Raw genomic sequence first — 24,590 nt, forward strand, 5'->3', positions numbered from 1 at the left:
GACGGGATGCGCGGGCCGGTCGAGCGAACCGGCCCGCGGTGATTTAGAATCGCGGGCCTTCGAGTACGCACGGCACGGCCATCCGCCGACCGACGACCCGTCGAATCGTCACAGGCACTGCCCTGCCGCCGCCACGAGCGACGGCGCGGTCCTGTCACACCACCTCATCTATCCGGAGAAAACCGTGCCCAGCCTGTTGCCCAATGTCGACCCCCAGGGGCTGCTCGAGTATTCGGTCGTGTACACCGACCGCGCGCTGAACCACATGTCGCAGTCCTTCCAGGGCGTCATGAAGGACATATCGCGCGTGCTCAAGCAGGTCTACAACGCAAAATCGGCGGTCGTCGTGCCGGGCAGCGGCACCTTCGGCATGGAAGCTGTAGCGCGCCAGTTCGCCACCGACAAGAAGGTGATGGTCATCCGAAACGGCTGGTTCAGCTTCCGCTGGACGCAGATATTCGACATGGGCCGCATCCCTTCCGAATCCGTCGTGCTGAAGGCGCGCCAACCGGTGCCCGGCTCGCAGAAGGCGTTCGCGCCGCCACCGATCAGTGAAGTGGTCGCCGCCATCCTCGAACACAAGCCGGCCGTGGTGTTTGCACCGCAGGTTGAAACGTCGGCCGGCCTGCAGCTGCCGGACGATTACCTGCGCGAGGTCGCCGCCGCGGTGCGCGAAGTCGATGGCCTGTTCGTGCTCGACGCCATCGCCGCCGGCACGCTGTGGGTGGACATGGGCGCACTGGGCATCGATATCGTCGTCAGTGCGCCGCAGAAGGGCTGGAGCGGTTCGCCGTGCGCCGGGCTGGTGATGCTGGGCGAGCGCGCGCGTACGCGCATCGATGCGACCACCAGCACCAGCTACGCCGCCGACCTGAAGAAGTGGCTGCAGATCATGGAAACCTACGAAGGCGGCGGCCATGCCTATCACGCCACGCTGCCGACCGACGGTCTGACGCAGCTGCGCAATGTCATGCTGGAGACCGAAAGCTTCGGCTTCGACAAGGTCAAGGCCAACCAGATCGAGCTGGGTCGCCAGATCCGCGCGCTGATGGAAGCGCGCGGCTTCGAAAGCGTCGCCGCCGAAGGTTTCAAGGCGCCGTGCGTCGTGGTCAGCTACACGAGCGATCCGGATATCCAGAACGGGAAGAAATTCATGGCGCAGGGCCTGCAGATCGCCGCCGGCGTACCGCTGCAGGTCGACGAACCGGCCGACTTCCGCAGCTTCCGCATCGGCCTGTTCGGTCTGGACAAGCTGCAGAACGTCGAACGCACGGTGCAGAACTTCAAGGCGGCGCTGGACAAGGTCGAGTAGTTTCGGCCGGGCCAGCGGTCGAGCGCGGCAGGTCGAGCACGAATTCCGCACCGCCCTCCGGGTGGTTGCGGGCGGACAGTACACCGCCGTGCTGTTCGACGATGCCGTAGCTGATCGAAAGGCCGAGGCCGGTGCCCTTGCCGACCGGCTTGGTCGTGAAGAACGGCTCGAAAATACGTGACAGGTACTCGTCGGGTATGCCCGGTCCGTTGTCGCGCAAGCGCATGCGCACCCGGTCGCCTTCGTTGGCGCAGCTCAATGTGAGTTCGGCGACCTGATCCTCGGTGCCGGCGGCATCGTAGGCGTTCTGCAGCAGATTCATCACCACCTGTTGCAACTGACCGGCGCTGCCGGTGACCACACAGGGCTCGCGCGTCGCCCAGTGCAGTGCAACGGCCGCGCTGGTGCCCTTGTGTATCCAGTGGATGGCCCGCTCGATCACGGCATTGAGATCGACTGCGCTGCGCCCTTCCGGGTCAACGGCGGAAAAGCGCTTCAGCCCGTTGACGATGTCGGCGGTGCGCTGCGCGCCTTCCATCGTGCCTTCGATCAACGACGGCAGATCCTTCAGCAGATGTTCGATGCGCAGCGCGGCGCGCAGCGCGGCCAGTTCGGCGTCCGACGCCCCGGCGTGCACGGCGTCGATGTAGCGGCCCATGCGTTCGCTGTACTTCTTCAGCGCGTGAACGTTGCCGAGCACGAAGCTGATCGGATTGTTGAGCTCGTGCGCGACTCCGGCCACCAGACGGCCGAGCGACGCCATCTTTTCCGAATGCAGCAACTGCTGCTGCGCCAGTTTCAGCGCCTCGTGCGCCTCGCGCAGCTCGTGGTAGGCACGCTTCAGTTCGGCGGTGGGCCGGCCGACCAGCACGGTGCCGGCGCGCCGGCCGTTGCGCGTGAAACGCGGCGTCAGATTGGTGTCCACCGGCACCCCGGCGCCCGCGGCGTCGCGCAGGTTCAATTCGACCGCCTCACCCCGGCGCGACGGATTGGCATCATCGAGCACACCGCGCATGCGGGCGCGGCTTTCGTCGTCGGCCAGCAGCGCGAACACCGGCGTACCGCGCAACGCGTCGTCGCTGCGCCCCACCAGCTCGCACAGTGCGGCGTTGGTTTCCTCGATCTCGCCGCGCTCGTTGCACACCAGCAGCACGTCCGACATCGCCGACATGACGCTGAAGATGAACTGCTGCGACTGTTCCAGTTCGACGTTCTTCTGCTCGAGCGCGATTTCGTCGCTGACCAGCTGCGAATACACCTCGTCCATGCGCTGGATCACGTCCAGCCAGGTCGCCTCGTCCACGCCTTCGATATGGGCGCGCGCGAGCAGAGCTTCGGTGTTGGCGGATTTCGGGCGTTCGGTCATCGCGGCAGGCAGGGGCGGCGTCAGCGGCGCATGGTAACGCCGACAGCGGCTACCCCGCCAACGGGTCGGAGCCCGCCCGTGGTCAGAAGCGTGCGCTCAGGGTGAAGCGCATGCTGCGTGGTTCGACCGGATGGAAATGACGGTCATCAATGCCGCCCGCCGCTTCGCCGCGCAGGCGAGAGGTGTAGAAGTACTCGATGTCGTTGTCACCGCTGTCGAACAGATTGAACACGTCAAGCATCAGCCGCAAGTCGCGGCTGAGCCGGTGGCCGACGCGCAGGTAGGCCAGCGTGGTCGAAGCGGAACGTTCGGAGTTGTCCTCGACCAGCGGACGCGGGCCGACGTGGCGAAGCTGCAGGTGACCGAACCAGCCGTTCGCCAGCGGATTGTCGTCGGTCAGGCTCAGGCCGGCAGCCACGACGCGGTCGACAGCGCCCGGCACGTGATTGCCGACCGGATCGCTTTCGGTGAAGCGGGCGCGCGAGGCAGCTACATCCAGATCGAACAGCAGCCACGGACGCATCGTCCAGCGGTTGTTCCACTCGACGCCGCTGCGCCGGCTGGCCCGGTTGGGCTCGGTTTCACCGGCATCGCCGACGAACAGCAGTTCCGAATCCAGCTTCAGCGTCCACACGGCGAGGGAGCTTTGCAGACCCGGTATGATTTCCGTACGTACTCCGACTTCGCTGCCCGTGGTGCGCACCAGCGCGTCCACCGGATCGGTCGGCAGCCCGCCGCGGGCGGTGACACGTGCAGTGGTACCGCGGGCATCGTTGCTGTGGAAGCCGTTGCCAAAGTTCACGAAGTACTCGGTGCGCGCCCACGGCCCGAAGATGAGCGACAGCTTGGGTGACGCGATGTGGTCATTCGCGTCGCCACTGTTGGCGGCGATCGAACTGCTGACGTCGAAGTCGTAGTGGTCCAGGCGCAGGCCGGCCAGGCTGCGCAGCCAGGGCGTCCATTGCACACTGTTTTCGCCGTACAGGCCGACGCTGGTCTGGCGCACGTCGCTCTGCTGGGTCACGCCGGTGGTGCGGCGCGCGACCGTGGTGTAGAGCCCGACCGGGCTCAGCCGGTCGTGTCGCACCTGCACGCCCAGCGTGTTGGTCATCGGGAGCCCGGCGAGCCGGCCGTCCCAGCTTCGACTGGCGGTCATGCCCAGTACCTTGCGCTGCTCGGACTGACGGAACTGGTCACCGTCGGCCGGGTTGTCGAGGAAGTAGGTGAAGTTGGACCATAGATCCAGTTCGGACTGGATGGCGTAGACGTTGAAGCGGAACGCGCCGTCGTCATAGGCGCGCTGGTGGTTCACCGACAGGCTGTAGCGCTGCGTCTTTCCGCCATCCGTCGGGTCCACCGTACCGTAGCGGTCGATCAGGCCGGACTGCACGGCGCGCAGCGGAATCTGGTCCGTCGAATCCCAGCGTGAGGTGTAGGCCATCGCGGTGACCGAGGTGCGGTTCGCACCTTCACCCAGGGTGTAGCGCAATACGCCGTTGATGCGCCGGAAATCTTCCGGGTTTTCCCACGGGCCGTCGTTGCGCGAAGTTTCGAGCGCATAAAGGAGGGTGCCCGCGCCGGCTTCATGGGCATTCATCAGCAGCGCGCGCCGGTAGCCGTCCTTGCCGATGCTGACTTCGGCCGTGCCGTAATCGAGCCGGTCGCGCAGGCCAAGGCGAGCCGAGCCGGCAGAGGCGAAGTCGCCCTCCTCGGCGTAGTAAGGACCCTTGCGGTAATCGATGCGCCCAATCAGCTCCGGTATGAGCCAGTTCAGGTCGGTGTAGCCGTGGCCGTGCGCGTGCGTCGGCATGTTGGCGGGCATGCCATCTATATAGGTGGCGAAGTCGGTGCCGTGGTCGAGGTTGAAGCCGCGCAGGAAGTACTGGTTCGCCTTGCCGCCGCCACTGTGCTGCGTGACGATGACGCCGGGCACGAACTCCAGCACCTCGGCCGGGCGAAGCGTCGGCCGGTTCTCGATCAGACGCGCCGTGACGCGGCCCTGACTCGCTGCATCGGAGCTGCCGACCGCATTGTCGTAATGCCCCTCGACCGTCACTGTATCCAGCTTGTGGGCGGACGGCGTAGCCTCATGGGCCAGCGCGGTGCCCCACGCCCCGATGACGGGCACGCAAAGCGCCCCGAACATCCCCCTTCTCAAGGTCACTGCAGCGAGCAAGTCTTTCGCCGACACAACTCTATGCCTGTTCACGTTCTTGTATGAAGAAACTAAAAACTTAGCATAAAAGGGAAAGATTACAGTTGGTGGACGCTGGCCGAATCCATGTTCCGGCGTGACAACCACCGTCCGGTGATCGGTCTTCGGCAGCTCGGTTCGGTGCGCCGGAGGCAGCGCTCGTGTCAGGTGGTCGGCTTGATGTGCACGTGGCCATGTCCGCCGCGCGCGTGCCGCCGCGTATAGCTGTGCCCGCCGGGCCCCGCGTGGTGGTGGCCGGCATCGAGCTCGACGCTGATCAGGTTGATCTGGCCATGATGCACGCCGCGCTCGGCGCACACCGCGTCGGCGAACTGCCGCACCGCCGCGATCTCGCCCTTCAGGATGACGGTCTCGAGGCAGTGGTCGTGGTCGAGATGGGCGTGCATCGACGACACCGTGAGGTCGTGGTGTGCGTGCTGCAGGCTGATGATGCGCTCGGCCAGGTCGCGTTCGTGGTGATTGAACACGTACGACAGGCAGGCCACGCAATGCGTCGCGCTGCCCGTCTGCTGGGCCGTGCGGTCCAGTTCGGCACGGAACAGGTCACGCACCGCCTCGGAGCGGTTGCCGTAGCCGCGCTGCGCGATCCAGTCGTCGAACTGGGCGGCCAGCTGGTCGTCAAGGGATATGGTGAAGCGCTGCATGCGGACTCCGTTGTCAGTGCACGGTGCACACCATGCAGGGATCGAAGGATCGCACGATATGCTGCACCGCCACCGGCGTGGTTTCGCCATCGCGCACCGGCGCGCCTTCGAGCGCCGATTCCAGCGCGCCGGGCCGGCCGGCGGCGTCACGCGGCGAGAAGTTCCAGGTAGTGGGCGCGACGATCTGGTAGTTGGCGATGCGACCTTCGCGTACCGAAATCCAGTGGCCGAGGCTGCCGCGTGCCGCTTCGCCGAGGCCGGCGCCGCAGCCTTCGTCCGGCAGCCGGCCGGGCGAGCAGAAGGGCTCGCCCGGCCGCACGGCGCGCAGCCAGTCCTCCACCATGATCACCACGCGCGCCAGTTCGAGCAGGCGCGCGACGACCCGGGTGTAGACCGTGCCGCCGTAACGGCCGACCAGATCGACGATGAGCGGATGGCCACTTGCCAGTTGACGCGCGATGGCGCCGGTTTCGACCACCTCGCCGGCCAGCCGCGGCGCCTTGTTCCAGGTGTAGGCGCCAGCCTTGTCCGGCTCCGGCAGCGTGACGCCGCTGCGCGGATGCTGCGGACCGCCGGCGTCGCTCAACCAGGCGTGGGTGGCGTCTTCGCGGATGGCGGCCGGGTCGAGCGGCGACAGCGCGCCGGCGTGCCACACACCGGCCCCGAGTGCGGTACTGCCGTCCGGCTGCGGGTAGGCGCCGTAGCTCAGGAAGCGGCCGGGGCCGGCACCGAGCGTGGCCAGCGCCGCATCGCGCGCGACGGTCAGGAAAAAGCGCAGGTCGCCGTTCAGCGGATCGGCCGCGTGCCAGGCGTCGAGCGCCGCTTCCGACTCGAGCGCGGCCACCTGTTCCAGCGGCGCGGCATAGGTGCGGGTTTCGAGGAAGCGGCGGAACTCGCGCACGCGCGCCAGCAGGCGCACCTTTTCTGCCGCGTCGATGGCGCGCGTCGAACCACCCGGATCGATGCTCTGCGTGTGCGGCCACTTGCCGGCCAATGTGCCGAGCAATGTGAACCAGCGCTGGCGCGCGGCGATCGCTGCTCGCACCTGTTCGCCGCTCTGCGGCGTGAAGCGGCGCACCGCCTCGGCATGCCAGGGCCGGCCGGCATACACCGGCCGCACGAAGTCGGGCATGAAGAACAGGTAGAAGTGAGTCAGATGATCGGCCAGGTTTTCGGTGGCGAGGATCACATTGGTGACGTGCTGGCCGTTGGCCGGCATCGCGATGCCGCCGAGCGCGGCCAGCGCGCGCGCCGCCGCCACCGACTGCGACACCGAACAGATGCCGCAGATGCGCGGCACATACACCAGCGCGTCATGCGGCTCGCGCCCGCGCAGGATCTGTTCGAAGCCGCGGTACATCGGCGCGTTCACGTGCGCCGACGCGACGCGACCATCGACCACGTCCAGCGTCACCTCGAGATCGCCTTCGACGCGGTTGAAGGGGCCGACGAGGAGGCGGGTCATGAAAACTTCCTGAAGAGCGTGCGGCAATTGTCGACACGCTTTACACCACGACGCCAGGATGGGTCGACATCTGCCGACGGAGACCCGCCTTCTCGCCCTGCATTCCGCGCCGGCTGTTGCATCCGGCGTTGGCGCAACAAGTCTGGCTCGATCCCTGCTTTCATCCGGGTTGCTGTCGACGACGTGCCTTCTCGCACGTTCATGACACGTCCGGCCTCGACGGAACGGACGTGTGTCCATCGCCCAAAGAAGGAAAGACCGACATGACCACACACCAAACGAGCACCCTGCTTCGTCGCCACGCCGCGCTGGCTGCCCTGATGGGCGGTCTGGTACTTGCGCCGGCTGCCCACGCGGCGAACTACACATTCGATGTGCTGTACGAAGGCGCAGGTGTGGCCGCTCTTGCCGCCGGCAGCGATGATCCGGGCGCCACCGTGCTCTACGACGGCGACACCTTCGTCTGGACCCTGTCCATCGTCGGCGATCGTTATTGGGAAGTACTCGAATCGGGCGATTTCTTTCCGCTGATGGCCTTCGGCGTCAGTGAAGCCGGCGACCGCACCGTGGACTACATGCTGACGCTCTACAACGACACGACCGAAGTATTCAGCGATACGGCGGCAGATGTGGTGAATTCGTCCGTGCATCTCGGTACCAACACCATCACGCTCGACGCCGGTGTCAAGTTCGACAGCATGCGTCTCGAACTGATGCTGATCAGTGCGACGGAAGACGGCAACCCCGCCGTCGCGATAACAACCTCGCCCTCCGGGCTGCTGCCCATCTTCGGCGCACCGGAACAGAACACTTTCTATCCGGGCATCGTGCTGGCGCCGATACCGGAGCCGCAACCCTGGGCGCTTGCCATTGCGGGCCTGATCACGCTGGGCGCGCTGAGCCGCCGCCGGCGCTGAATTCCGCACCCGTGCCGGCATCATTTCAGCCGCGTCCGCCGGGCCACCGGCGGCACGACGACATGGTCCGACACGGCGTTCACCTTCACCCGCTTCGGCGTGGCCGATTTGGATAGAGAGGCGAGCGCGACGAACCAGGCCTTGGGCATGTCGGTCGGCAGGCCGATCGGGATGCCGGCGATCTTCGGCGTGGCGTGGAAGGGGTGGCCGGGTTCCTGGAAGCCGGGTTCGGTGCAGCTGATGCAGGCGTAGCCGCCGCGCGTGCACGAGCCCTCGCCGTTCCACGGCCGGGTGTTGCAGTCGGCGTGCGCCTGCGTGCCCTTGCAGCCCATGTTTTCCATCATGCAGCCGAGGTCCGAGGGCTTTTCCGCGCTGGCCTTGAATTCGTAGTACTCGTTGCGCGTGCAGCCGTGGTGCACCAGCTGGTCGGCGTAGAAGCGCGGCCGGCCCAGCGTGTCGAGGTCGTCTTCCGCGAAGCTGTCGGCGGCCAGCGCCATCAGCGTGTCCAGCACCCAGCTCGGATGGGTCGGGCAGCCGGCGATATTGATCACCGGCAGGCCGCCGTGTGCGCGGAAACCGGCACCGAGCAGGCCGCCGCGCACGTCGTCCTCGTACTGCAGGCCGCAGGCGTCGGTCGGGTTGTCGCCACCCGCGGTGATGCCGCCCCAGGCGGCGCAGCTGCCGATGGCGATCACATGGCGCGCCTTTGCGGCGAGCTTGCGCACCCATTCGACCATCGGCACGCCGGTGCCGGCCATGACATGGAAGCGGCCGGTGCCGTTCGGCCCGCGCAGCAGCGACCCTTCAACGCACAGCGCATCCAGCGGCAGATCGCCATCAAGGATGCGGCCGAGCAGCGCGGTCACTTCGTTGCCGCTGTCCAGCGACAGCGATGGATGCCACAGCAGATCGATGCCTGCATCGCGCAGCTGACCGTGGAAATCGTCGGTATCGGCGCACAACAGCGACATGCTGCAGCCGCCGCAACCGCCGGACTGCAACCAGAGCACGTTCATGCATTCACTCCTTCGGTGTGCGCGCCGCCGGTGACGGTGTCGTGCAGCCAGCGGCGCGCCCGGGCGAGCGCCTGTTCGAGATCGGCCGCGGCCTGCGCATCCGGCTGCTCGCCCAGTTCCCAGCGGCGGCCACGGATGGCCAGTACATCACACACCGGCGGTGGGCGGCGCTGCAGGTCGACGAACACCTGCAGCAGCGCTTCCGGCGACAGCGCGTGGCTGGTGATCCGGCGCTCGCGCTGCGGCTGCACGCTGCGCACCTCATAGGCGGCATCCAGACCGCGCGCGGCGTCGACGAACAGCACGCGGTCGCGGCCGACCAGGTCGAGCGCGTGCTCGATCTGCAGCTGGTAGTCGTTGAGGCAGTCCACGCTGCCGGCGGGCAGGGCGCGTCCGGCATACGCCGCCAGCGCATCGACCAGCATCGGGCCGAGCGCGTCGTCGCCGCGGCTCGGATTGCCCCAGCCCAGCACCAGCAGCGGCGCCGTCATTGCGCCGCCTCGGCGTCGTGCGCCTGGCCGTCGCGCAACAATTCGCCGGTCGAACTGCGCAGCACGTGGTCGAGCACGCGGCCGTCGGCTGCGCGCAGGCTCACCGCCAGCGGCATCTGGCCAAGCGCGTGCGTGGCGCAGGACAGGCAGGGATCGTAAGCGCGGATGGCCACCTCGATGTGGTTGAGCAGGCCTTCGGTAATCGTTTCGCCATCGAGGTAGCGCAGCGCCACCGTGCGCACCGCCTCGTTCATCGCCTGGTTGTTGTGCGTGGTCGACACGATGAGGTTGCAGCGCGTGACCAGATCGTCGTCGCCGACTTCGTACTCGTGGATCAGCGTGCCGCGCGGCGCCTCGATGATGCCGATGCCGGAGCGCTGGCGCGGCCCTTCCGCCTGCAGCGGACCGCCGGTGATGAGCGGATCGTCGAGCAGCGCCGCCACGGTTTCGACGCCGTGCAGCAGTTCGACCATGCGCGCCCAGTGGGTGGCCAGCACGGCGTGCACCGGCCGCCCGCCGTGCGCGGCGACGAAGGCCTGACGCGCCGCTTCGGCATTCGGCGTCGGGATGAAGTCGCAGTTCTGCACGCGCGCCAGCGGACCGACGCGGTACCAGCCGTCGTCGACACCCAGGCTGCGGCGGTAGGGGAATTTCATATAGGTCCACGGCCGCACCGCCTCGTCGATCAGCTCGCGGTAGCGCTGGTCGTCGAAGCCGTCGACCGCGATGCGCCCGTCGGACTCGCGCAGCCGCAGCACGCCGTCGTACAGCTCCATCGCGCCGTCGTGGCCGACCAGCGACATCATGGCAGCAGGGGTGTCGGCGAAGTCGGCGTAGCGGGTCGGCAGATTCTCGTGCAGCCGGCGGGCCAGCGTCACCGCGTCCTGCGCCCAGGCCAGCACCTGTGGCAGTTCGGCGCGCAGCGCGTCGCGCTCGGCCGGATCGACCGCGCGGTTCATGCCGCCGGGTATCGAGCCGGTGCCGTGAATCCGCTTGCCCGAGGTGATGCGGATCACCTCCTGCCCGAACTTGCGCAGCAGGATGCCCTGACGCGCGGCGTCCGGAAAGGCCGCGGCCACGCCGACGATGTTGCGCTGGTCGACGCCCGCGTCGAAGCCGAACAGCAGGTCGGGCGAGGCGAGGTGGAAGAAGTGCAGCGCGTGGCTCTGCACGATCTGGCCGTAGTGCATGAGCCGGCGGATGTGCTCGGCCGCCGGCGGCACCGGCCAGCCGCCCGCCACGCGGTCGAGCGCCTTGGACGCTGCCAGATGGTGCGACACCGGGCAGATGCCGCACAGCCGCTGCACCATGACCGGCACTTCCCAGTACGGACGGCCTTCGATGAATTTTTCGAAGCCGCGGAATTCAACGATGTGCAGCCGCGCCTGACGCACGCGGTTGTCGTCGTCGAGCAGCAGCGTCACCTTGCCGTGGCCTTCGACGCGCGACAGCGGGTCGATCGCGATGCGGCGCAGGCCTGCGGGGTTGTCGGCGGTTTCGAGCGGGCGCGTGTTCATGATCCTGAAAACGTCAGTTGATCGGCGTCGTGGGGATGGTCGGCAGGGTGTACGGCAAGGCGCGAGGACGCGGCAGGATGGCTCCCTGCAAGGACGAGCAACGCAGCCGGGCGCCCTGCCGGCCGTCCACGCGACGTCGAAGCGGTCTCACCCGGAGGATGGATGGTGCAAAGCACCTAACAACGTTGATGGGCAGGGCTTCTGGTTTCATGGCAAGCGGTCAACTGAGGTTTTCAGGATTATTCAGTCATAGCGGATCAGTCCGGGTGCCGGCACCGGCGTGCGCCCGGCGATCAGGTCCTGCAGCAGTTGCCAGAAGGCGTCGGCCGGCGGCGGGCAGCCGGGCAGCGCGTGGTCGATATGCACCACCTCGTGTATCGGCAGGACGCGGTTCAGCGGCAGCGGCAGCTCCGGGTCATCCGGCACCTCGCCGTACACCGACTGCAGGATGTCGCCGACGTCCAGGTGATTGCGCAACGCCGGCAGGCCGCCGGTGATGGCGCAGGCGCCGACCGCCACCAGCACGGTGCAGTGCGCGCGGAAGGCGCGCAGCACTTCGACGTTCTCGGCATTGCACAGGCCGCCTTCGACCAGGCCGATGTCGCATTGACCACGCTCACCCACGGTCTTGATGTCGGTCAGCGGCGAGCGGTCGAACTCGACCCGCTCGATCAGTTCGAACAGCCGCTCATCGATGTCGAGCAGCGACATGTGGCAGCCGAAACAACCGGCCAGCGACACGGTGGCGACACGCAGCTTGCGCGGCGCTTCGGGGATGGGCGGCGCGTTCATCCGCGCGTGTCCCCGGTGTCGAAGCGGCGCCGGCCGATCGGCACCGCGAAGCCGACCCGCTTGGGCAGCAGCGCGCCGACCGGGCAGATGTGGGCGGCGCGGTCGTCCACCGACAGCGCGCTGTCGCCGAGTCGGCCGCTGGCGCTGTCGATCACCAGCCGGGTGGCGATGCCGTGGCCGCCGATGGCGAACACCCGCTTGCCGTCGATCTCCTCGCTGGCGCGCACGCACAGCTGGCACAGGATGCAGCGGTTGGGTTCGAACAGCACGTCCGGGTGACTGGCATCGACCGGCCGCTCCGGGTTCAGCACCTCGAAATTCAGGTCGGTCATGCCGGCGCGCTCGGCCTGTACCTGCAGCAGGCAGTGGCCGCTCTTTTCGCAGCCGGGGCAGAAGTGATTGCCCTCGACGAACAGCATCTGCAGCAGGCGCAGCCGCTGCGTGGCCAGCAACGCGGTCCGGCATTCCACCTTCTGGCCGGCCACCGCCGGCGTCACGCAGGCGGCCACCGGGCGGCCGTCTGCCAGCACCGTGCACAGCCGGCACGACGCGCTGGCCGACACCTCTGCACTCCAGCACAGGTGCGGCACCTCGTGACCGGCGCGCGCCGCGGCGGTCAGTATCGTGTCGCCCGGCTGCAGCGCGATCGGCTGGCCGTCAAGGTCGAAGGTCGGATCGACAGCGCTCATGCCTGCGTGTCCGTATGCAGATGCGCGCCCGCGTCGCTGCGGCCGGTGGCGCGGCGCGCCGACGACAGTTCGGCGTCGAGGTCGATGTCGGGCTGAAACTGGGGCGCGGTCGCGCGCTGCGCATATGCTTCGCCGAAATGCCGCAGCGTGTCGCGCAGCGGATTGCAGGCCGACGCACCGAGGCCGCAGTGGGTGCCGCTGTGCAGCACCGTATCGAGATCGTGCAGGCGTTCGATGTCGAAGGCCGACGCGCTGCCTGCGCCGCGCGCGTGCGCCAGCTTGTCCAGCCGCCGCACCACCAGTTCGGTGCCGACCCGGCAGGGCGTGCACAGGCCGCAGCTTTCGTGCGCGAAGAAGCGGGCGAAGTGGCGCGCCACTTCAAACAGATCGCGCGAGCGGTCGAACACCATGAAGGCGCCGGCGCTCGGCACGTCCTCGAAGGCGATGGCGCGGTTGAATTCGGACGCCGGCACACAGGCGCCGGACGGCCCGCCGACCTGCACTGCCTGCACGTCGCGGGCGCCGCAGTCGTCGAGGATCTGCGCAATGGGTGTGCCCAGCGGATATTCGTACAGACCGGGCCGCGCGCAGTCGCCGGACACCGAATGGATTTTCGTACCGGTTGATTGCGCGGTACCGATGCCGGCCCACCAGGCGCCACCGCGGCGCGCGATATGGGCGACCGCGCAGAAGGTTTCGACGTTGTTCACCACGGTCGGCCGGCCGAGATAACCGGCCTGCACCGGGAAGGGCGGACGGATGCGTGGCGTGCCGCGCTTGCCTTCCAGCGATTCGATCAGCGCCGATTCCTCGCCGCAGACATAGGCGCCGGCACCCAGGTGGATGGCGATATCGAAGTCGAAACCAACGACGCCGCACGCGTCACGGCCGAGCAGGCCTTGGGCGCGGCGACGCACGAGCACTTCTTCGAGCTGCGGTAGCAGGTAGCGGTATTCGCCACGCAGGTACAGAAAGCCCTGCTGCGCGCCGACCGCACGCGCCGCCGCCGTCATGCCATCGAACACGGCATCGGCATGACTCGCCAGCAGCACGCGGTCCTTGAAGGTGCCAGGCTCGCCCTCGTCGGCGTTGCAGACGACGCAGCGCAGCGGACCCGGCGCGTCGCGACAGGCCTGCCATTTGCGTGCGGTCGGGAAGCCTGCGCCGCCGCGTCCGCGCAGGCCGGACTGCGCCACTGCGTCGAGCAAGGCCTGCGGCGGCTGCGCGAGCACCACCGGCAACGTCGGCGCATCGGCGGCCAGACCGCTCAGCAGCACGTCGGCGCGCTGCACGCCGTCGATCACGTCGAACCACGCCGCCGGCCACTGCTCGACCGGCGTGCCGGCCAGCAGCAGATCGGCCAGCGCATCGACGCGTGCCGCGTTGAGCCGGGTAATCACCTGATGGTGATTCACCAGCAGCGCCGGCCCCTGGTCGCACAGCCCGGTACAGGAACAGCGGTCGACGCTGAAACGGCCCTGCGCCTCGATTTCGCCAGGCGCCACGCCGAGGCGTGCGCAAAGTTGCGCCAGCAGCGCTTCGCTGCCCAGCATGCGGTCGGTGATGTTGTCGGAAAACAGAATCCGCGTGCGGCCGACCGGGCGGGTGTGGAAGAAACGGTAGAAGCCGGCCACGCCTTCGACCTGGGCCAGCGTGAGGCCGAGCGCGGCGGCGATGTGGGCAAGCAGCGGGCGCGGCAGCCAGTGCGTGACGGCCTGCGTTTCGCGCAGCACCTGCACCAGCGCGAGCGGATCACGCTGCCAGCGGTCGAGCACCGCGTCGGCGGCCGCCCGCGCCGCCTCGCTCGCGATGTCCGCAGCGTCGCCCATCAACCCTCCAGCCCGAAGCGCACCATCTTTCCACGCAGACCGACGCGCGACAGGCCCAGTTCCTTGGCGGCGCGCGTCTTGTTCCAGCGGTGGCGCAGCAGGGTTTCGCGCAACACCATGGCTTCGATGGCATCCAGCCGCTCGGCCAGCGTGCCGCTGGCCGGCAGCGGGGTGGCGCTGGCCGTGGCGGTCAGGCCGGCCTGACCATGCAGCACGCGCAGCGACAGCGACTGCGCCTCGATGCGTTCGCTGTCGCTCAACGCGAGCGCGCGCGCCAGTTCGTTGCGCAGTTCGCGGATGTTGCCGGGCCACGGGTAGCCCATCAGACAGGCCATCGCCTCATCGCTCAGCGAGGCGCCGGGGCGCCCCAGTTCGATGCCCACCTCATCGATTACGCGGCGAGCGATCGGCTCGATGTCGCCGACCCGCTCGCGCAGCGGTGGCACGGTGAAGGTGGCGCCGGCGATGCGGTAATACAGATCCTCGCGGAACAGCCCTTCGCGCACCCGCTGTTCGAGCTCGCGGTGGGTGGCGGCGATGACGCGCACGTCCACCGGCAGCGCGCGTGTGCCGCCGACCGGACGCACCTCGCCTTCCTGCAGCACGCGCAGCAGGCGCACCTGGAAGGCGGGCGATGTTTCGCCGATCTCGTCGAGGAATACGGTGCCGCCGTCGGCGCGCTGGAACAGCCCGATATGGTCTTCGTAGGCACCGGTGAAGGCGCCGCGCTTGTGGCCGAACAGTTCCGATTCGAGCAGGGTTTCCGGTATCGCCGCGCAGTTCTCGACGACGAAGGCGCCGCCGGCGCGCGGGCTGGCGTAGTGGATGGCGCGCGCCAGCAGTTCCTTGCCGGTGCCGGATTCGCCGAGCACCAGAACCGACAGGTCGTAGCGCGCGACGCGCGCCGCCATTTCGCACACTGCATCGAGCGGGCTGCCGGGCGCGCGCTCGATGCGGTCGAAGCCGAAGGTCTTGCGCGCGCGCTCCAGCCTGTGCGCGGCACGCTGACGCAGCACCGGCGTGGCGGTGCGCAGTTCGAGGTCGAGGCGGGCGGTTTCCTGCTGCAGCGTCTGCGCTTCAGCGGCGTTGCGCACGGTGGCCAGAAGGTGGTCGGGCACCCAGGGCTTCAGGATGTACTGGTAGATGCCGGCGTCGTTGATGCCGGCGATGATGTCTTCCGAATCGGTGTAGCCGGAAATGACGATGCGCACGACGTCGGGCCAGTGCTCGCGCACCTCTTTCAGGAACAGCACGCCGGTCAGCCCCGGCATGCGCTGGTCGCACAGGATGACGTTCACCTCGTGCCGCTCCAGCAGCTGGCGCGCGTCGTCGGCACCGCTTGCGGTCAGCACGGAGAAGTCCTCCTCCAGCGTGCGGCGCATCGCGTCCTGCGAGCGCACTTCGTCGTCGACCACCAGCACGGTGGGCAGGCGCAGCGTGGCGTTCATCGTGCGCCGGCCTCGCGGTGCATTGCCAGATGGCGCGGCGTCCAGGCATGCGGCAGCTTGTGCACGAAGTGGTGGCGTGCGATGTGGAAGCTGGGGTCGAAGCCGTAGAAGTTGCGGTGCATGCGGGACAGTTCTTCCTGGCGGTAATCGGCGAGTGGACGGTCGGCTTCGTGGGCCGCACGCTCGATCTGTTTGCGCATCACGCGATCGCGCAGATTGTACGACGCAGCCAGCAGGCGAGCGTCCCGCACCGCCGCATCGAGCGCGTCGCGGGCCGGCACGTCGAGACTGCGGTCGATGAAGCCGATGCGCAGCGCCTCGGGCGCCGACAGCGGCAGCCGGCGCTGCATCAGCACGTGCGCAGCGTCGGCGCCGAGCCGGCGCGGCGCCAGATAGGTCCAGTATTCCGATCCGTACAGATTGCCCATGTTCCTGTAGTGCGGGTTCAGCATGACGCCGCGCTGCGCCCACACCTCGTCGGCCGCCAGCGCGAGGAAGGCGCCGCCGGCACCGGCGTTGCCGCGCAGCAGCGACACGGTGAGGCGGTCGGTGGTGGTGATGATGTCCAGCGCGACGTCGTTCATCGCGTTGATGTTGCGCCACGATTCGTCGGCCGCGCTGTCGCCGTCGCGGTGCGCCGCCGCCTCGATGCCGTTGAGGTCGATGCCATTGCTGAAGAAGCCGTCGCCGCCAGCGATCAGCAGCAGCTGCGTGTCGCGCCGCTTCACCTCGGCCAGCGCGTCACGCAGGCGCAGACACTGCACGGTGGACATCGCGCCGTTGCAGAAGTCGAAACTCAGCACGCCGACGCGGGCGCCGCGCTCGCCGTGCTCGGTGTAGCGCAGCTCGCCCCACTCATCGGCCGCCCGCGTGAGCGGCACGGCACGTTCGGGCAGCGTCGCGGCCTCCGCCGCAAAGGCCTGCGTCGCCGGCAGCTTGATCGGCGACGCGGCGTCGCCGAGCGCGACCGACACGCGGCCTATCCAGACACCGCCATCCACGGTACGGCGCAAAAGCGCACCGTCGCGCTGCGCCAGCACATCGCCCGGTGCCCCACCGAAACCGGCCAGCGCCTGCGCGCTCGCCGGGTGTGCGTCGAACAGCCGGCAGGGCCGGCCGAACAGCGCGTCGGCCACGCCCGGCTGGCCGTCGGACGCACGGATCTTCGCCAGCACGGTGGCGCTGTCGTCGCGCGACCAGTCGATCGCGCGGCGCGCCTGCGGCAGCACGCCGCGCCAGCCGTCGGCGGCGGGCACGCTTTTCTGCGGCGTGTCGCAGGCGGTGAAGCGGGCGAGCGCCTGCAAAGTCGCCGCGACCGCCGCCTCGGTCACCTCGCGCCGGTAGATGTCGCCCTTGGACGCCGCACGCAGCGGGAAGGTCGCGGCCGCCCAGACCGGACCGGCGTCGAAATCGCCATCCGCCTGCAGCACGGTGACGCCCCATTCGCGCCGGCCTTCCAGAATCGCCCAGTCGAGTGCCGCCGGGCCGCGGTCGCCCGGCGGACCCGGGTGCACGACGAAGCACGGAACGGCGCGCCACACCGGCTCCGGGATGCGCCGCTTCAGGAAAGGCGCCAGCACGAGGTCCGGCTGGAACAGCGCAACCGCCTCTTCGGTCACCGCGTCGGCGATGTCCAGTTCCACCGACAGCACATGACCAAGCGCCGTCAGTTCGGCGTACAGACGCTGGCTCAGGCTGTTGAAGCTGTGGCACAGCAGCAGGATGCGCAGCGCCGGCATCAGCAGATGCGCGGCAACTGCTCTCCGCTCAGCCAGTCGACCACGCGCCGGCCACCGAAGCGGGTGTTCATCTGCACGAAGTGGTGCGCGTCTTCCTGCACGACGCCGATGCGCGCGGCGTCCGCACCGTGCGGATGCGCGCGCATGGCCGCCAGCACCGTGTCGGCGTTCTCGGGCGGGACGATGGCGACCAGCTTGCCTTCGTTGGCGACATACAGCGGGTCGAGCCCGAGCAGTTCGCATGCGGCATCGACTTCCGGTTTGACCGGTATCGCCGCCTCGTCGAGCAGGATGCCGACGCCCGACTGGCCGGCGATTTCGTTCAGCGTGGTGGCCAGGCCGCCGCGCGTCGGGTCGCGCAGCACGCGGATGGCCGGCGACGCGGCCAGCATGGCGGCGACCAGCGTGTGCAGCGCTGCGGTGTCCGACACGATGGTCGTTTCGAATTCGAGCGATTCGCGCTGCGACAGCACGGCCACGCCGTGGTCGCCCACGGTGCCGGACAGCAGGATGACGTCGCCCGGCCGCGCGTTCGCGCCCGACACGTCGATGCCGTGCGGCACCACGCCGACACCGGTGGTGCTGATGAACACGCCGTCGCCCTTGCCCTGTTCGACCACCTTGGTGTCGCCGGTGATGACCGGCACGCCAGCTTCGCGCGCCGCCGCCGCCATCGACTGCACGATGCGCTTCAGATCGGCCAGCGGAAAGCCTTCTTCGAGGATGAAGCTGGCCGCCAGGTAGAGCGGCGTCGCGCCCATCATCGCCACGTCGTTCACCGTGCCGTGCACGCTCAGTGCGCCGATGTCGCCGCCGGGGAAGAACAGCGGCGAGATCACATGCGCGTCGGTCGCCATCACCATGCGCTGGCCGGCCGGGAGGGCGAACGCGGCGCCGTCGTTGCCCTGACGCAGCCACGGGTTGTCGAAGGCGGCGAGGAAGATTTCGTCGATCAGCTGCGCGGCGGCGCGGCCACCGGCGCCATGGCCCATGTCGATGCGACCGTGCCGGATGTCCAGCGGCCGGACGTAACCGGCGCGCACCGTGCCGCCCTTGCTGTCGTCTCTCGCGTTCATGCGCTCACCTTGACGGGAATGTCCCAAGGAGTGTCTGAATGAATCGATCGCACAAGCGTTGCCGACGCGCACCCCGCAGCCAAGGCGCGCAACGAAGTCGAGACTGGCCGTCTCGACGAGGCGTGCAACGCAGGCTGCGGGGTGCACGCCGGCAACCCTTCGGGGCGTCGGCCAAGCCTCCCCGTGCCGCGTTGCACCTCCTTTGCTGACAGCCAGTCAGCACGCGTCGGTGCGCCTTGCACGCGAAGGCTTGGCCATAGCCGCTTGTGTGATCGATTCATTCAGACACTCCTAAACCGGCCATACGCGTAATGCGCGGCACAGGCGCCCTCGCTCGACACCATGCACGAGCCCACCGGATTCTCCGGCGTGCACACGGTGCCGAATATCCTGCAGTCGGTCGGCTGCTTGACGCCGCGCAGGATGGCGCCGCACTCGCAGGCCTTGTTGTCGGCGACCGGCGTGTAGCCGAGGCCGAAGCGGCGCTCGGCGTCGAACTGCGCGAACGCCGGGCGGATCTTCAGCGCGCTGTACGGCACTTCGCCCAGACCGCGCCATTCGAAGGTCGGCCGCAGCTCGAACACCTCGGACACCTTCTGCTGCGCGCCGAGGTTGCCGTCGCGGTCGACCGCGCGCGAGAACTCGTTCTCGACGTGCGCCCGGCCTTCGTTCACCTGCCGCACCAGCATCAGGATGGCCTGCATCACGTCCAGCGGTTCGAAGCCGGCGATCACCACCGGCTTGCGGTATTCCTCGGCGAAGTGCTCGTACGGGCCCGAACCGATGACGATGCTCACGTGCGCCGGGCCGACGAAGCCGTCGATCGGCACCGTGCCGTAGCGGCGCACCTCGGGCGATTCGAGAATGTGAGTGATGGCCGACGGCGTCAGCACGTGGCAGCACAGCACGCTGAAATTCTCCAGCTCCTCGCGCTGCGCGCGCAGGATGGCCAGCGCGGTCGGCGGCGTCGTCGTTTCGAAGCCGATGGCGAAGAACACCACTTCGCGCCCCGGGTTGTCGCGCGCGACGGTGAGCGCGTCGGTGGCCGAATACACCATGCGGATGTCGCCGCCGCGCGCCTTGGCCTTCGTCAGCGACAGGTTGTCGGAGGCCGGCACGCGCATCGTGTCGCCGTAGGTGCATACGATGGCGCCGCGTTCGAGCGCCAGGCCGATCGCCATGTCGACGCGGCCGATCGGCAGCACGCACACCGGGCAGCCCGGGCCGTGGATCATGCGCACGTTCGGCGGCAGCAGTTCGCGCACGCCGTAGCGTGAAATGGCGTGCGTATGGCCGCCGCAGAACTCCATGAAGCTGTACTGGCGGGCCGGATCCGCTTCGGCCCGCAGGCGCTCGCCGATCTTGCGGGCGACGTCGCCGTCGCGGAATTCGTCGATGTATTTCATGCGGATGCTCCGTCTGCGGCGGCCGCTTCGGCCATTTCGCCGAACAGCGCCAGCGTGCGCTCGGCCTCTTCCGGGTCGATCATGCCAATGGCGTGACCGACATGGACGATGACGTAGTCGCCGACCTGCGCCTCGGGCACCAGTTCGATCGACACGTCCTTGCGGATGCCGCCGAGGTTCACCACGGCGCGTTCGTCCTCGCGCAGTTCGACCAGGCGGGCGGGAATGGCTAGGCACATGACAGGGACTCCGTGAGCACGCCGGGTGCGAGGTGGATCTGCTGTGCGACCGCCCAGGCCTGGCCCAGGGCCAGACCGGCATCGCCACAGGAGGTGGCCTGCGGTCGCAGCACGCGCAGGCTGCGGCGCTGCAGCCGCAGCGTGACGCGGCGGGTCAGCAGCGCGTTCATGAAACAGCCGCCGCCGAGGCAGACGGTGTCGACCTGGGTGGCCTGCGCGGCGGCGATCGCCCACTGCGCGAGGCCGTCGGCCAGCGCCACGTGGAACCAGGCCGCGGCTTCGTCGGCCCTGCCGTCCGGCCAGTCGAGCAGGCGGGCAAGCAGCGGGCGAAGGTCCAGCATGCTGTCGCCCGCGACCTCGACGACGCTGTCCAGCGTCGGCTCGCCGTGAACGGCAAACCAGCGCTGCGCGGCCGCTTCGAGCGCGATGGCGGCTTCGGCCTCGTGCGACTGGCGCACGCTGACGCCGAGGGCGCCCGCGGCGGCGTCGAACCAGCGGCCGGTGCTGGTGGTGGGCGGGCTGTTCAGGCCGGTATCGAGCATGCGGGCGACGGTGCGGGCGGCCTGCGCGCCGACTTTTGAGCTGTAGCGCGCTTCGATGTCGGCGCCACGGCCCAGCGTCTGCATCGCAGCGGCCGACATGCGCCAGGGCTCACGCGCGGCCACGTCGCCGCCGGCCAGTCGCAGCGGCCAGAGGTGGCCGAGCCGGCGCCAGTCGCCGGGGGCGACCCACAGCAGTTCGCCGCCCCAGGCGAGGCCGTCGGTGCCGAGGCCGACGCCGTCGAGCGCCAGCCCGATCACCGGTTCGGTCAGTCCATGTTCCGCCATCACCGCGGCGATGTGCGCGTGGTGGTGCTGCACGCCGATGGCCGGCACGCCGAGCCGGTCGGCCAGCGCAACCGCCCGCTGCGTGCTGAAGAAGTCCGGATGCAGATCATGTGCGATCGCTGCGACCGGCGAGGTCGCCTGCGCGAGCAGGGTGTCCAGCGAACGGCCGAGCGCCACACAGGCCTGCGGGTCGCCGAGGTCGCCGTGCAGCGGCGACCACATTGCGCGGCCGTCCTCGAACAGGCAGGCGGCGTTCTTCAGCCAGGCGCCGGCCGCCAGCACGGTGGGCGTTGTCTGGCTCATGAGGCGACGCTCCGCACGATGTCGTCCAGACCGGCCCGCAGCCCGGCCACCGCGTCGCATGACAGCCGTGACTCCATCCACGCCAGCCAGTCGCCCATGCCTTCGCCGGTGGTGGCCGACACGCGTATCACCTGGATGTCTGGATTGACGCGGCGCGCGAAGGCGATGCAGCGTTCGACGTCGAAATTCAGATACGGCAGCAGGTCGATCTTGTTCACCAGCATGAGCGTACTGGCGGCGAACATGTCCGGGTATTTCAGCGGCTTGTCCTCGCCTTCGGTGACCGACAGGATGGCCACCTTGGCCGCCTCGCCCAGGTCCCACATCGCCGGGCACACGAGGTTGCCGACGTTCTCGATGAACAGCAGGCTGCGGCCGTCACCGTGCCCACGGTCGTCGCGCTGCAGGCGGGCGAAGGCTTCGGCCACCATGGGCGCGTCGAGGTGGCAGCCCTTGCCGGTGTTGATCTGCAGCGCCGGCGCGCCGGTGGCACGGATGCGGTCGGCATCGAAGGAAGTCTGCTGATCGCCCTCGATCACCGCCACCGGAAAGCCCGGCGCGCGCGCCTTCAGCGCCTCGATGGTGGCGCACAGCAATGTCGTCTTGCCGGAGCCCGGGCTGGACACGAAATTCAGCGCGGTCACGCCGTGCGCCGCGAACAGTGCGCGGTTCTGCGCGGCCACGCGGTCGTTCTCGCCGAGGATGTCGGTTTCGAGCCGGATGGCGCGCGCCTGGCTCATGCCGGGCACCGACACCTTCGCCGCACCGGCGCCGAAATGCAGGTCGCCGCTGGATGGGTCGACCGCGATGTGCGACGCATCGGCCGGCGTCGGTTCCGCCAGACGGATCGCCGGCGCACCGGCCTTCACCCGGCGCGCCGCCGGCGAATAAGGGCTGGGCGGATGGGCGTGCCCGTGCCCCTCCATCGTCACCTGGCTCCCGTCTCCGGCACATCCGCATACAACGCACATATCGATCTCCTTGGTCCTTGCCCGGTCCGGGCCCCGACTTCCGTGTTGGCGAGCGTGCCCGCGACGGCGCGAAAATCCTGCAGCGCTGCGCAACCGCTCGATCGCGAGCACGCTCGCTCCCACAAAAAACCGCTTCTCAATCCTCGACCTGCATGTCGATCACCTTCAGTTCGGTGCCGCCGGTCGGCTGCAGCCGGTAGCCGCCGCAGTGGGCGCAGGCGTCGCCGCGCTGCGCGATCTCAACAGTGAGGCTGCAGTCCATGCACCACGCCTGACCCGGCGGTTCGTCGATGTCGATCCGTGCGCCGTCGAGCAAGGTGCCGGGCGCGATGGCTTCGAGTGCGAAGCGCAGTGCTCGCGACTCGACGCCGGCCAGCTGGCCCGCCTCCAGCCGCAGATGCGTGACGCGGGCGAAGCGCTCGCGCTCGGCAGTACGTTCGACCAGCTGCAGGATGCCGCCGGCCAGACTGGCTTCATGCATGGGCCGCCTCCGGCACACCCGCCACCTCGTAGCGCACGCAGGGGTCGTACGCCGCCATCAGCAGCGCGACACGGCGCGCGCAGTCGGGTTCTGCGGGGTCAAGTTTCTCGATCGCGGCGGCCACTGCGCCGTCAGCATCGAAATTCCATTCGGTCGGCGCCAGCACGTGACAGGCATCGATGCGCGCGTCGTCGCTGCGACCATCCAGCCGCACGTGATGCATCAGCAGGCCGCGCGCCATTTCCACCCAGGCCAGCCCCTCGCCCGGTGCCAGTGCAATGCGGCCGCTGCGCAAACGGCATTCGCCGCCGGGCAGGGCAAGGCGCACCAGTTCGGCCAGCCGCGACGCGTAACGGTCGGACGCAGAACGCGGCGGCACGGAATCCGCCAGCCGCGTCCAGCAGCCGGTTTCGGCACAGGCACCATCGATGCGCGGGCGACGGGTGAAGGCCGGGTCAGCCGTCATCTCGGCGGCCAGTGCGCGCAACGCCGCTTCACTGGCATGCACGTGCAGCAGAGGCGCCGCGGCGACCGGTGCATCGGCCAGCGCGGCGTTGTCGCGCAGCAGGCGGGCCAGCCAGGACGGTGCGGCATCGCGCCAGTCGGCAAAGGCCTGCAGCGGTGAACGCTCGAAGGCGGCCAGCCAGGGCGCCGGCGCGACGCCGAGGAGGTGGCGCTCGATCCAGTCCGGCATGTTGTCGGCGAAGGCGGCGTCGCACCCGCCGGCGCGCAGCACCGGACAGGTGGCGAGCGCGCGCTGTGCGTCGGCCGATGGCCCGGCCGTCAGCAGCGCCGGCCAGTCGAGCAGGATGCGGCGCAGGTGTTCGCGCAGTGTTTCGCCGCGCAGAGTGTCCGGCCGCGGCGCATCGACGCCCAGCGCTGCGTCGACCGCGGCGCCCGCGCACAACCGGTGCGCGTGGCTGCACAGGCTGAACACGGCACCGAGCAGATCGGGCAGCGATTGCGCCGGGCGACCGACAGCCAGGCGCGCCGCCCAGTCCGGACGCTGACCGCTCAGTGCGGCCGGGCGCCGAGCACCCGGTTGCACGCGCAGCACGCCGGCCAGTGCGTCGAGCGACATCATGGCGCGCGGCTCCGGCCGAACAGGAAGCCGCGGCGGGCCGGTCGTTCGGGTTGTTCCGCCGCGTCGTTCGCCACCTCGGGCAGCGGTTCGCGCAGTCGCGCCAGCACCGCCTGCGCGGTGGCGACGGCGGTGTCCTGCGACGCGAAATCGAACATCGGCGAAAACAGCGAACAGGCGTCGAAGGTGCCGATGGCGGCCTCGTGCGCGCCGATGAAGTCGAAGCGCTCGCGCCCGACCGCCAGCCGGCGCGTGACGCCGACGCGCCCGAGCTCGTCCTCGCGGGCCAGCGGCAGGCGCACCAGATTCATGAACCACGGCGTCACCAGCACGCCGCTGGCCGCCGCCGGCAGGTCCGGCTCGGACGTACAGGGCTCGAAACCCACCGCCTCGATGCGCAGCGCCCCGTTCACGATCGGCAGCCCGGCCATGCGGGTGTTGGCGATCTGGCGGAACAGCGCTTCGAGGGCGCTTATGCGGTAGGCGAGCATCGGGTCGGTGGTCATGTCGGTCGCTCAGGTGCGGTGAGGTGAGGCGATCAACCTCAGTCGATCACCATGAACTGGTCGGCATCGCCGTCGCACTGCGGGCAGCGCCAGTGCGGCGGCAGGTCGGTGAATGCGGTACCCGGCGCGATCTGCCACACCGGGTCGCCCTGCTGCGGGTCATACACCCACCAGCAGATCTTGCATTCGAGCTTCGCATTGTCCGGCAACTTGCCGGCGTCGCCGAGATAGCTGCCTTCGAAGCGCACATTGGCCGACAT

At 69.0% G+C, this 24,590-nt stretch carries 23 protein-coding genes; 2 read left to right on the forward strand and 21 right to left on the reverse strand.

Features of this window, described 5'->3' with window-relative positions; genetic code table 11:
* Positions 1 to 184: 184 nt before the first annotated feature.
* Complete coding sequence (locus tag NMQ16_RS03830; protein WP_257079167.1) at positions 185 to 1,312, forward strand: aminotransferase class V-fold PLP-dependent enzyme; 1,128 nt, start codon at positions 185 to 187, stop codon at positions 1,310 to 1,312.
* On the opposite strand, the gene NMQ16_RS03835 is transcribed toward NMQ16_RS03830, so the two are convergent.
* The 4 genes from NMQ16_RS03835 to NMQ16_RS03850 form a co-directional block, all read right to left on the reverse strand.
* Positions 1,284 to 2,678, reverse strand: a complete 1,395-nt coding sequence (locus NMQ16_RS03835; protein WP_257079168.1) for a sensor histidine kinase — start codon at positions 2,676 to 2,678, stop codon at positions 1,284 to 1,286. The genes NMQ16_RS03830 and NMQ16_RS03835 overlap by 29 nt on opposite strands.
* An 82-nt stretch (positions 2,679 to 2,760) precedes the next feature.
* On the reverse strand, positions 2,761 to 4,824 hold the full coding sequence (locus NMQ16_RS03840; protein WP_257079169.1) for a TonB-dependent receptor: 2,064 nt from the start codon (positions 4,822 to 4,824) through the stop codon (positions 2,761 to 2,763).
* Positions 4,825 to 5,036: 212 nt separating this feature from the next.
* Complete coding sequence (gene nikR / locus NMQ16_RS03845; protein ID WP_257079170.1) at positions 5,037 to 5,537, reverse strand: nickel-responsive transcriptional regulator NikR; 501 nt, start codon at positions 5,535 to 5,537, stop codon at positions 5,037 to 5,039.
* Positions 5,538 to 5,550: 13 nt separating this feature from the next.
* The gene (locus NMQ16_RS03850) at positions 5,551 to 7,002 is read right to left on the reverse strand and encodes a nickel-dependent hydrogenase large subunit (protein WP_257079171.1); all 1,452 of its coding nucleotides are present in this window, start codon (positions 7,000 to 7,002) and stop codon (positions 5,551 to 5,553) included.
* 263 nt (positions 7,003 to 7,265) lie between these two features.
* Between NMQ16_RS03850 and NMQ16_RS03855 the strand changes: the two genes are divergently transcribed.
* On the forward strand, positions 7,266 to 7,919 hold the full coding sequence (locus NMQ16_RS03855; RefSeq protein WP_257079172.1) for a hypothetical protein: 654 nt from the start codon (positions 7,266 to 7,268) through the stop codon (positions 7,917 to 7,919).
* A gap of 20 nt (positions 7,920 to 7,939) precedes the next feature.
* Here the strand turns inward: NMQ16_RS03855 and NMQ16_RS03860 are convergent, their stop codons facing one another.
* From NMQ16_RS03860 to NMQ16_RS03940, 17 genes are all read right to left on the reverse strand, one after another.
* Entirely contained in the window at positions 7,940 to 8,935 is a 996-nt protein-coding gene (locus NMQ16_RS03860) for a HupU protein (RefSeq protein ID WP_257079173.1), read from the reverse strand.
* Positions 8,932 to 9,426: a hydrogenase maturation protease gene (locus NMQ16_RS03865; RefSeq protein WP_257079174.1), complete on the reverse strand. Its 495-nt coding sequence runs from the start codon at positions 9,424 to 9,426 to the stop codon at positions 8,932 to 8,934. Before NMQ16_RS03865 ends, NMQ16_RS03860 begins: the two co-directional genes overlap by 4 nt.
* On the reverse strand, positions 9,423 to 10,943 hold the full coding sequence (locus tag NMQ16_RS03870) for a Ni/Fe hydrogenase subunit alpha (protein ID WP_257079175.1): 1,521 nt from the start codon (positions 10,941 to 10,943) through the stop codon (positions 9,423 to 9,425). Before NMQ16_RS03870 ends, NMQ16_RS03865 begins: the two co-directional genes overlap by 4 nt.
* Positions 10,944 to 11,186: 243 nt before the next feature.
* Positions 11,187 to 11,735 carry an NADP oxidoreductase gene (locus NMQ16_RS03875; RefSeq protein WP_257079176.1) on the reverse strand — a complete coding sequence of 183 codons (549 nt, stop codon included), beginning with the start codon at positions 11,733 to 11,735 and terminating at the stop codon, positions 11,187 to 11,189.
* Positions 11,732 to 12,424: a 2Fe-2S iron-sulfur cluster-binding protein gene (locus tag NMQ16_RS03880; RefSeq protein WP_257079177.1), complete on the reverse strand. Its 693-nt coding sequence runs from the start codon at positions 12,422 to 12,424 to the stop codon at positions 11,732 to 11,734. The genes NMQ16_RS03875 and NMQ16_RS03880 overlap by 4 nt, the downstream gene beginning before the upstream one ends.
* Positions 12,421 to 14,253 (reverse strand): NAD(P)H-dependent oxidoreductase subunit E, encoded by a 1,833-nt coding sequence (locus NMQ16_RS03885; protein WP_257079178.1) that lies wholly within the window; start codon positions 14,251 to 14,253, stop codon positions 12,421 to 12,423. Before NMQ16_RS03885 ends, NMQ16_RS03880 begins: the two co-directional genes overlap by 4 nt.
* On the reverse strand, positions 14,253 to 15,701 hold the full coding sequence (locus NMQ16_RS03890; RefSeq protein WP_257079179.1) for a sigma-54 dependent transcriptional regulator: 1,449 nt from the start codon (positions 15,699 to 15,701) through the stop codon (positions 14,253 to 14,255). Before NMQ16_RS03890 ends, NMQ16_RS03885 begins: the two co-directional genes overlap by 1 nt.
* Positions 15,698 to 17,440: an enoyl-CoA hydratase-related protein gene (locus NMQ16_RS03895; RefSeq protein WP_257079180.1), complete on the reverse strand. Its 1,743-nt coding sequence runs from the start codon at positions 17,438 to 17,440 to the stop codon at positions 15,698 to 15,700. Before NMQ16_RS03895 ends, NMQ16_RS03890 begins: the two co-directional genes overlap by 4 nt.
* On the reverse strand, positions 17,440 to 18,516 hold the full coding sequence (gene hypE / locus NMQ16_RS03900) for a hydrogenase expression/formation protein HypE (RefSeq protein WP_257079181.1): 1,077 nt from the start codon (positions 18,514 to 18,516) through the stop codon (positions 17,440 to 17,442). Before hypE ends, NMQ16_RS03895 begins: the two co-directional genes overlap by 1 nt.
* 281 nt (positions 18,517 to 18,797) lie before the next feature.
* Positions 18,798 to 19,922, reverse strand: coding sequence for a hydrogenase formation protein HypD (hypD, locus tag NMQ16_RS03905; RefSeq protein ID WP_257079182.1), 1,125 nt, complete (start codon positions 19,920 to 19,922; stop codon positions 18,798 to 18,800).
* The gene (locus tag NMQ16_RS03910; protein WP_257079183.1) at positions 19,919 to 20,161 is read right to left on the reverse strand and encodes a HypC/HybG/HupF family hydrogenase formation chaperone; all 243 of its coding nucleotides are present in this window, start codon (positions 20,159 to 20,161) and stop codon (positions 19,919 to 19,921) included. The genes hypD and NMQ16_RS03910 overlap by 4 nt, the downstream gene beginning before the upstream one ends.
* On the reverse strand, positions 20,152 to 21,291 hold the full coding sequence (locus NMQ16_RS03915; protein WP_257079184.1) for a carbamoyltransferase HypF: 1,140 nt from the start codon (positions 21,289 to 21,291) through the stop codon (positions 20,152 to 20,154). Before NMQ16_RS03915 ends, NMQ16_RS03910 begins: the two co-directional genes overlap by 10 nt.
* The gene (hypB, locus tag NMQ16_RS03920; protein WP_373566747.1) at positions 21,288 to 22,217 is read right to left on the reverse strand and encodes a hydrogenase nickel incorporation protein HypB; all 930 of its coding nucleotides are present in this window, start codon (positions 22,215 to 22,217) and stop codon (positions 21,288 to 21,290) included. The genes NMQ16_RS03915 and hypB overlap by 4 nt, the downstream gene beginning before the upstream one ends.
* Positions 22,218 to 22,398: 181 nt before the next feature.
* Positions 22,399 to 22,743: a hydrogenase maturation nickel metallochaperone HypA gene (gene hypA / locus NMQ16_RS03925; RefSeq protein WP_257079186.1), complete on the reverse strand. Its 345-nt coding sequence runs from the start codon at positions 22,741 to 22,743 to the stop codon at positions 22,399 to 22,401.
* Entirely contained in the window at positions 22,736 to 23,827 is a 1,092-nt protein-coding gene (locus tag NMQ16_RS03930) for a hydrogenase formation protein (protein WP_257079187.1), read from the reverse strand. The genes hypA and NMQ16_RS03930 overlap by 8 nt, the downstream gene beginning before the upstream one ends.
* Positions 23,824 to 24,330, reverse strand: coding sequence for a [NiFe]-hydrogenase assembly chaperone HybE (hybE, locus tag NMQ16_RS03935; RefSeq protein ID WP_257079188.1), 507 nt, complete (start codon positions 24,328 to 24,330; stop codon positions 23,824 to 23,826). Before hybE ends, NMQ16_RS03930 begins: the two co-directional genes overlap by 4 nt.
* Positions 24,331 to 24,368: 38 nt before the next feature.
* Positions 24,369 to 24,590 carry a rubredoxin gene (locus NMQ16_RS03940; RefSeq protein WP_020162830.1) on the reverse strand — a complete coding sequence of 74 codons (222 nt, stop codon included), beginning with the start codon at positions 24,588 to 24,590 and terminating at the stop codon, positions 24,369 to 24,371.

Source organism: Methyloversatilis sp. XJ19-49 (assembly GCF_024580145.1).
Classification (GTDB): domain Bacteria; phylum Pseudomonadota; class Gammaproteobacteria; order Burkholderiales; family Rhodocyclaceae; genus Methyloversatilis.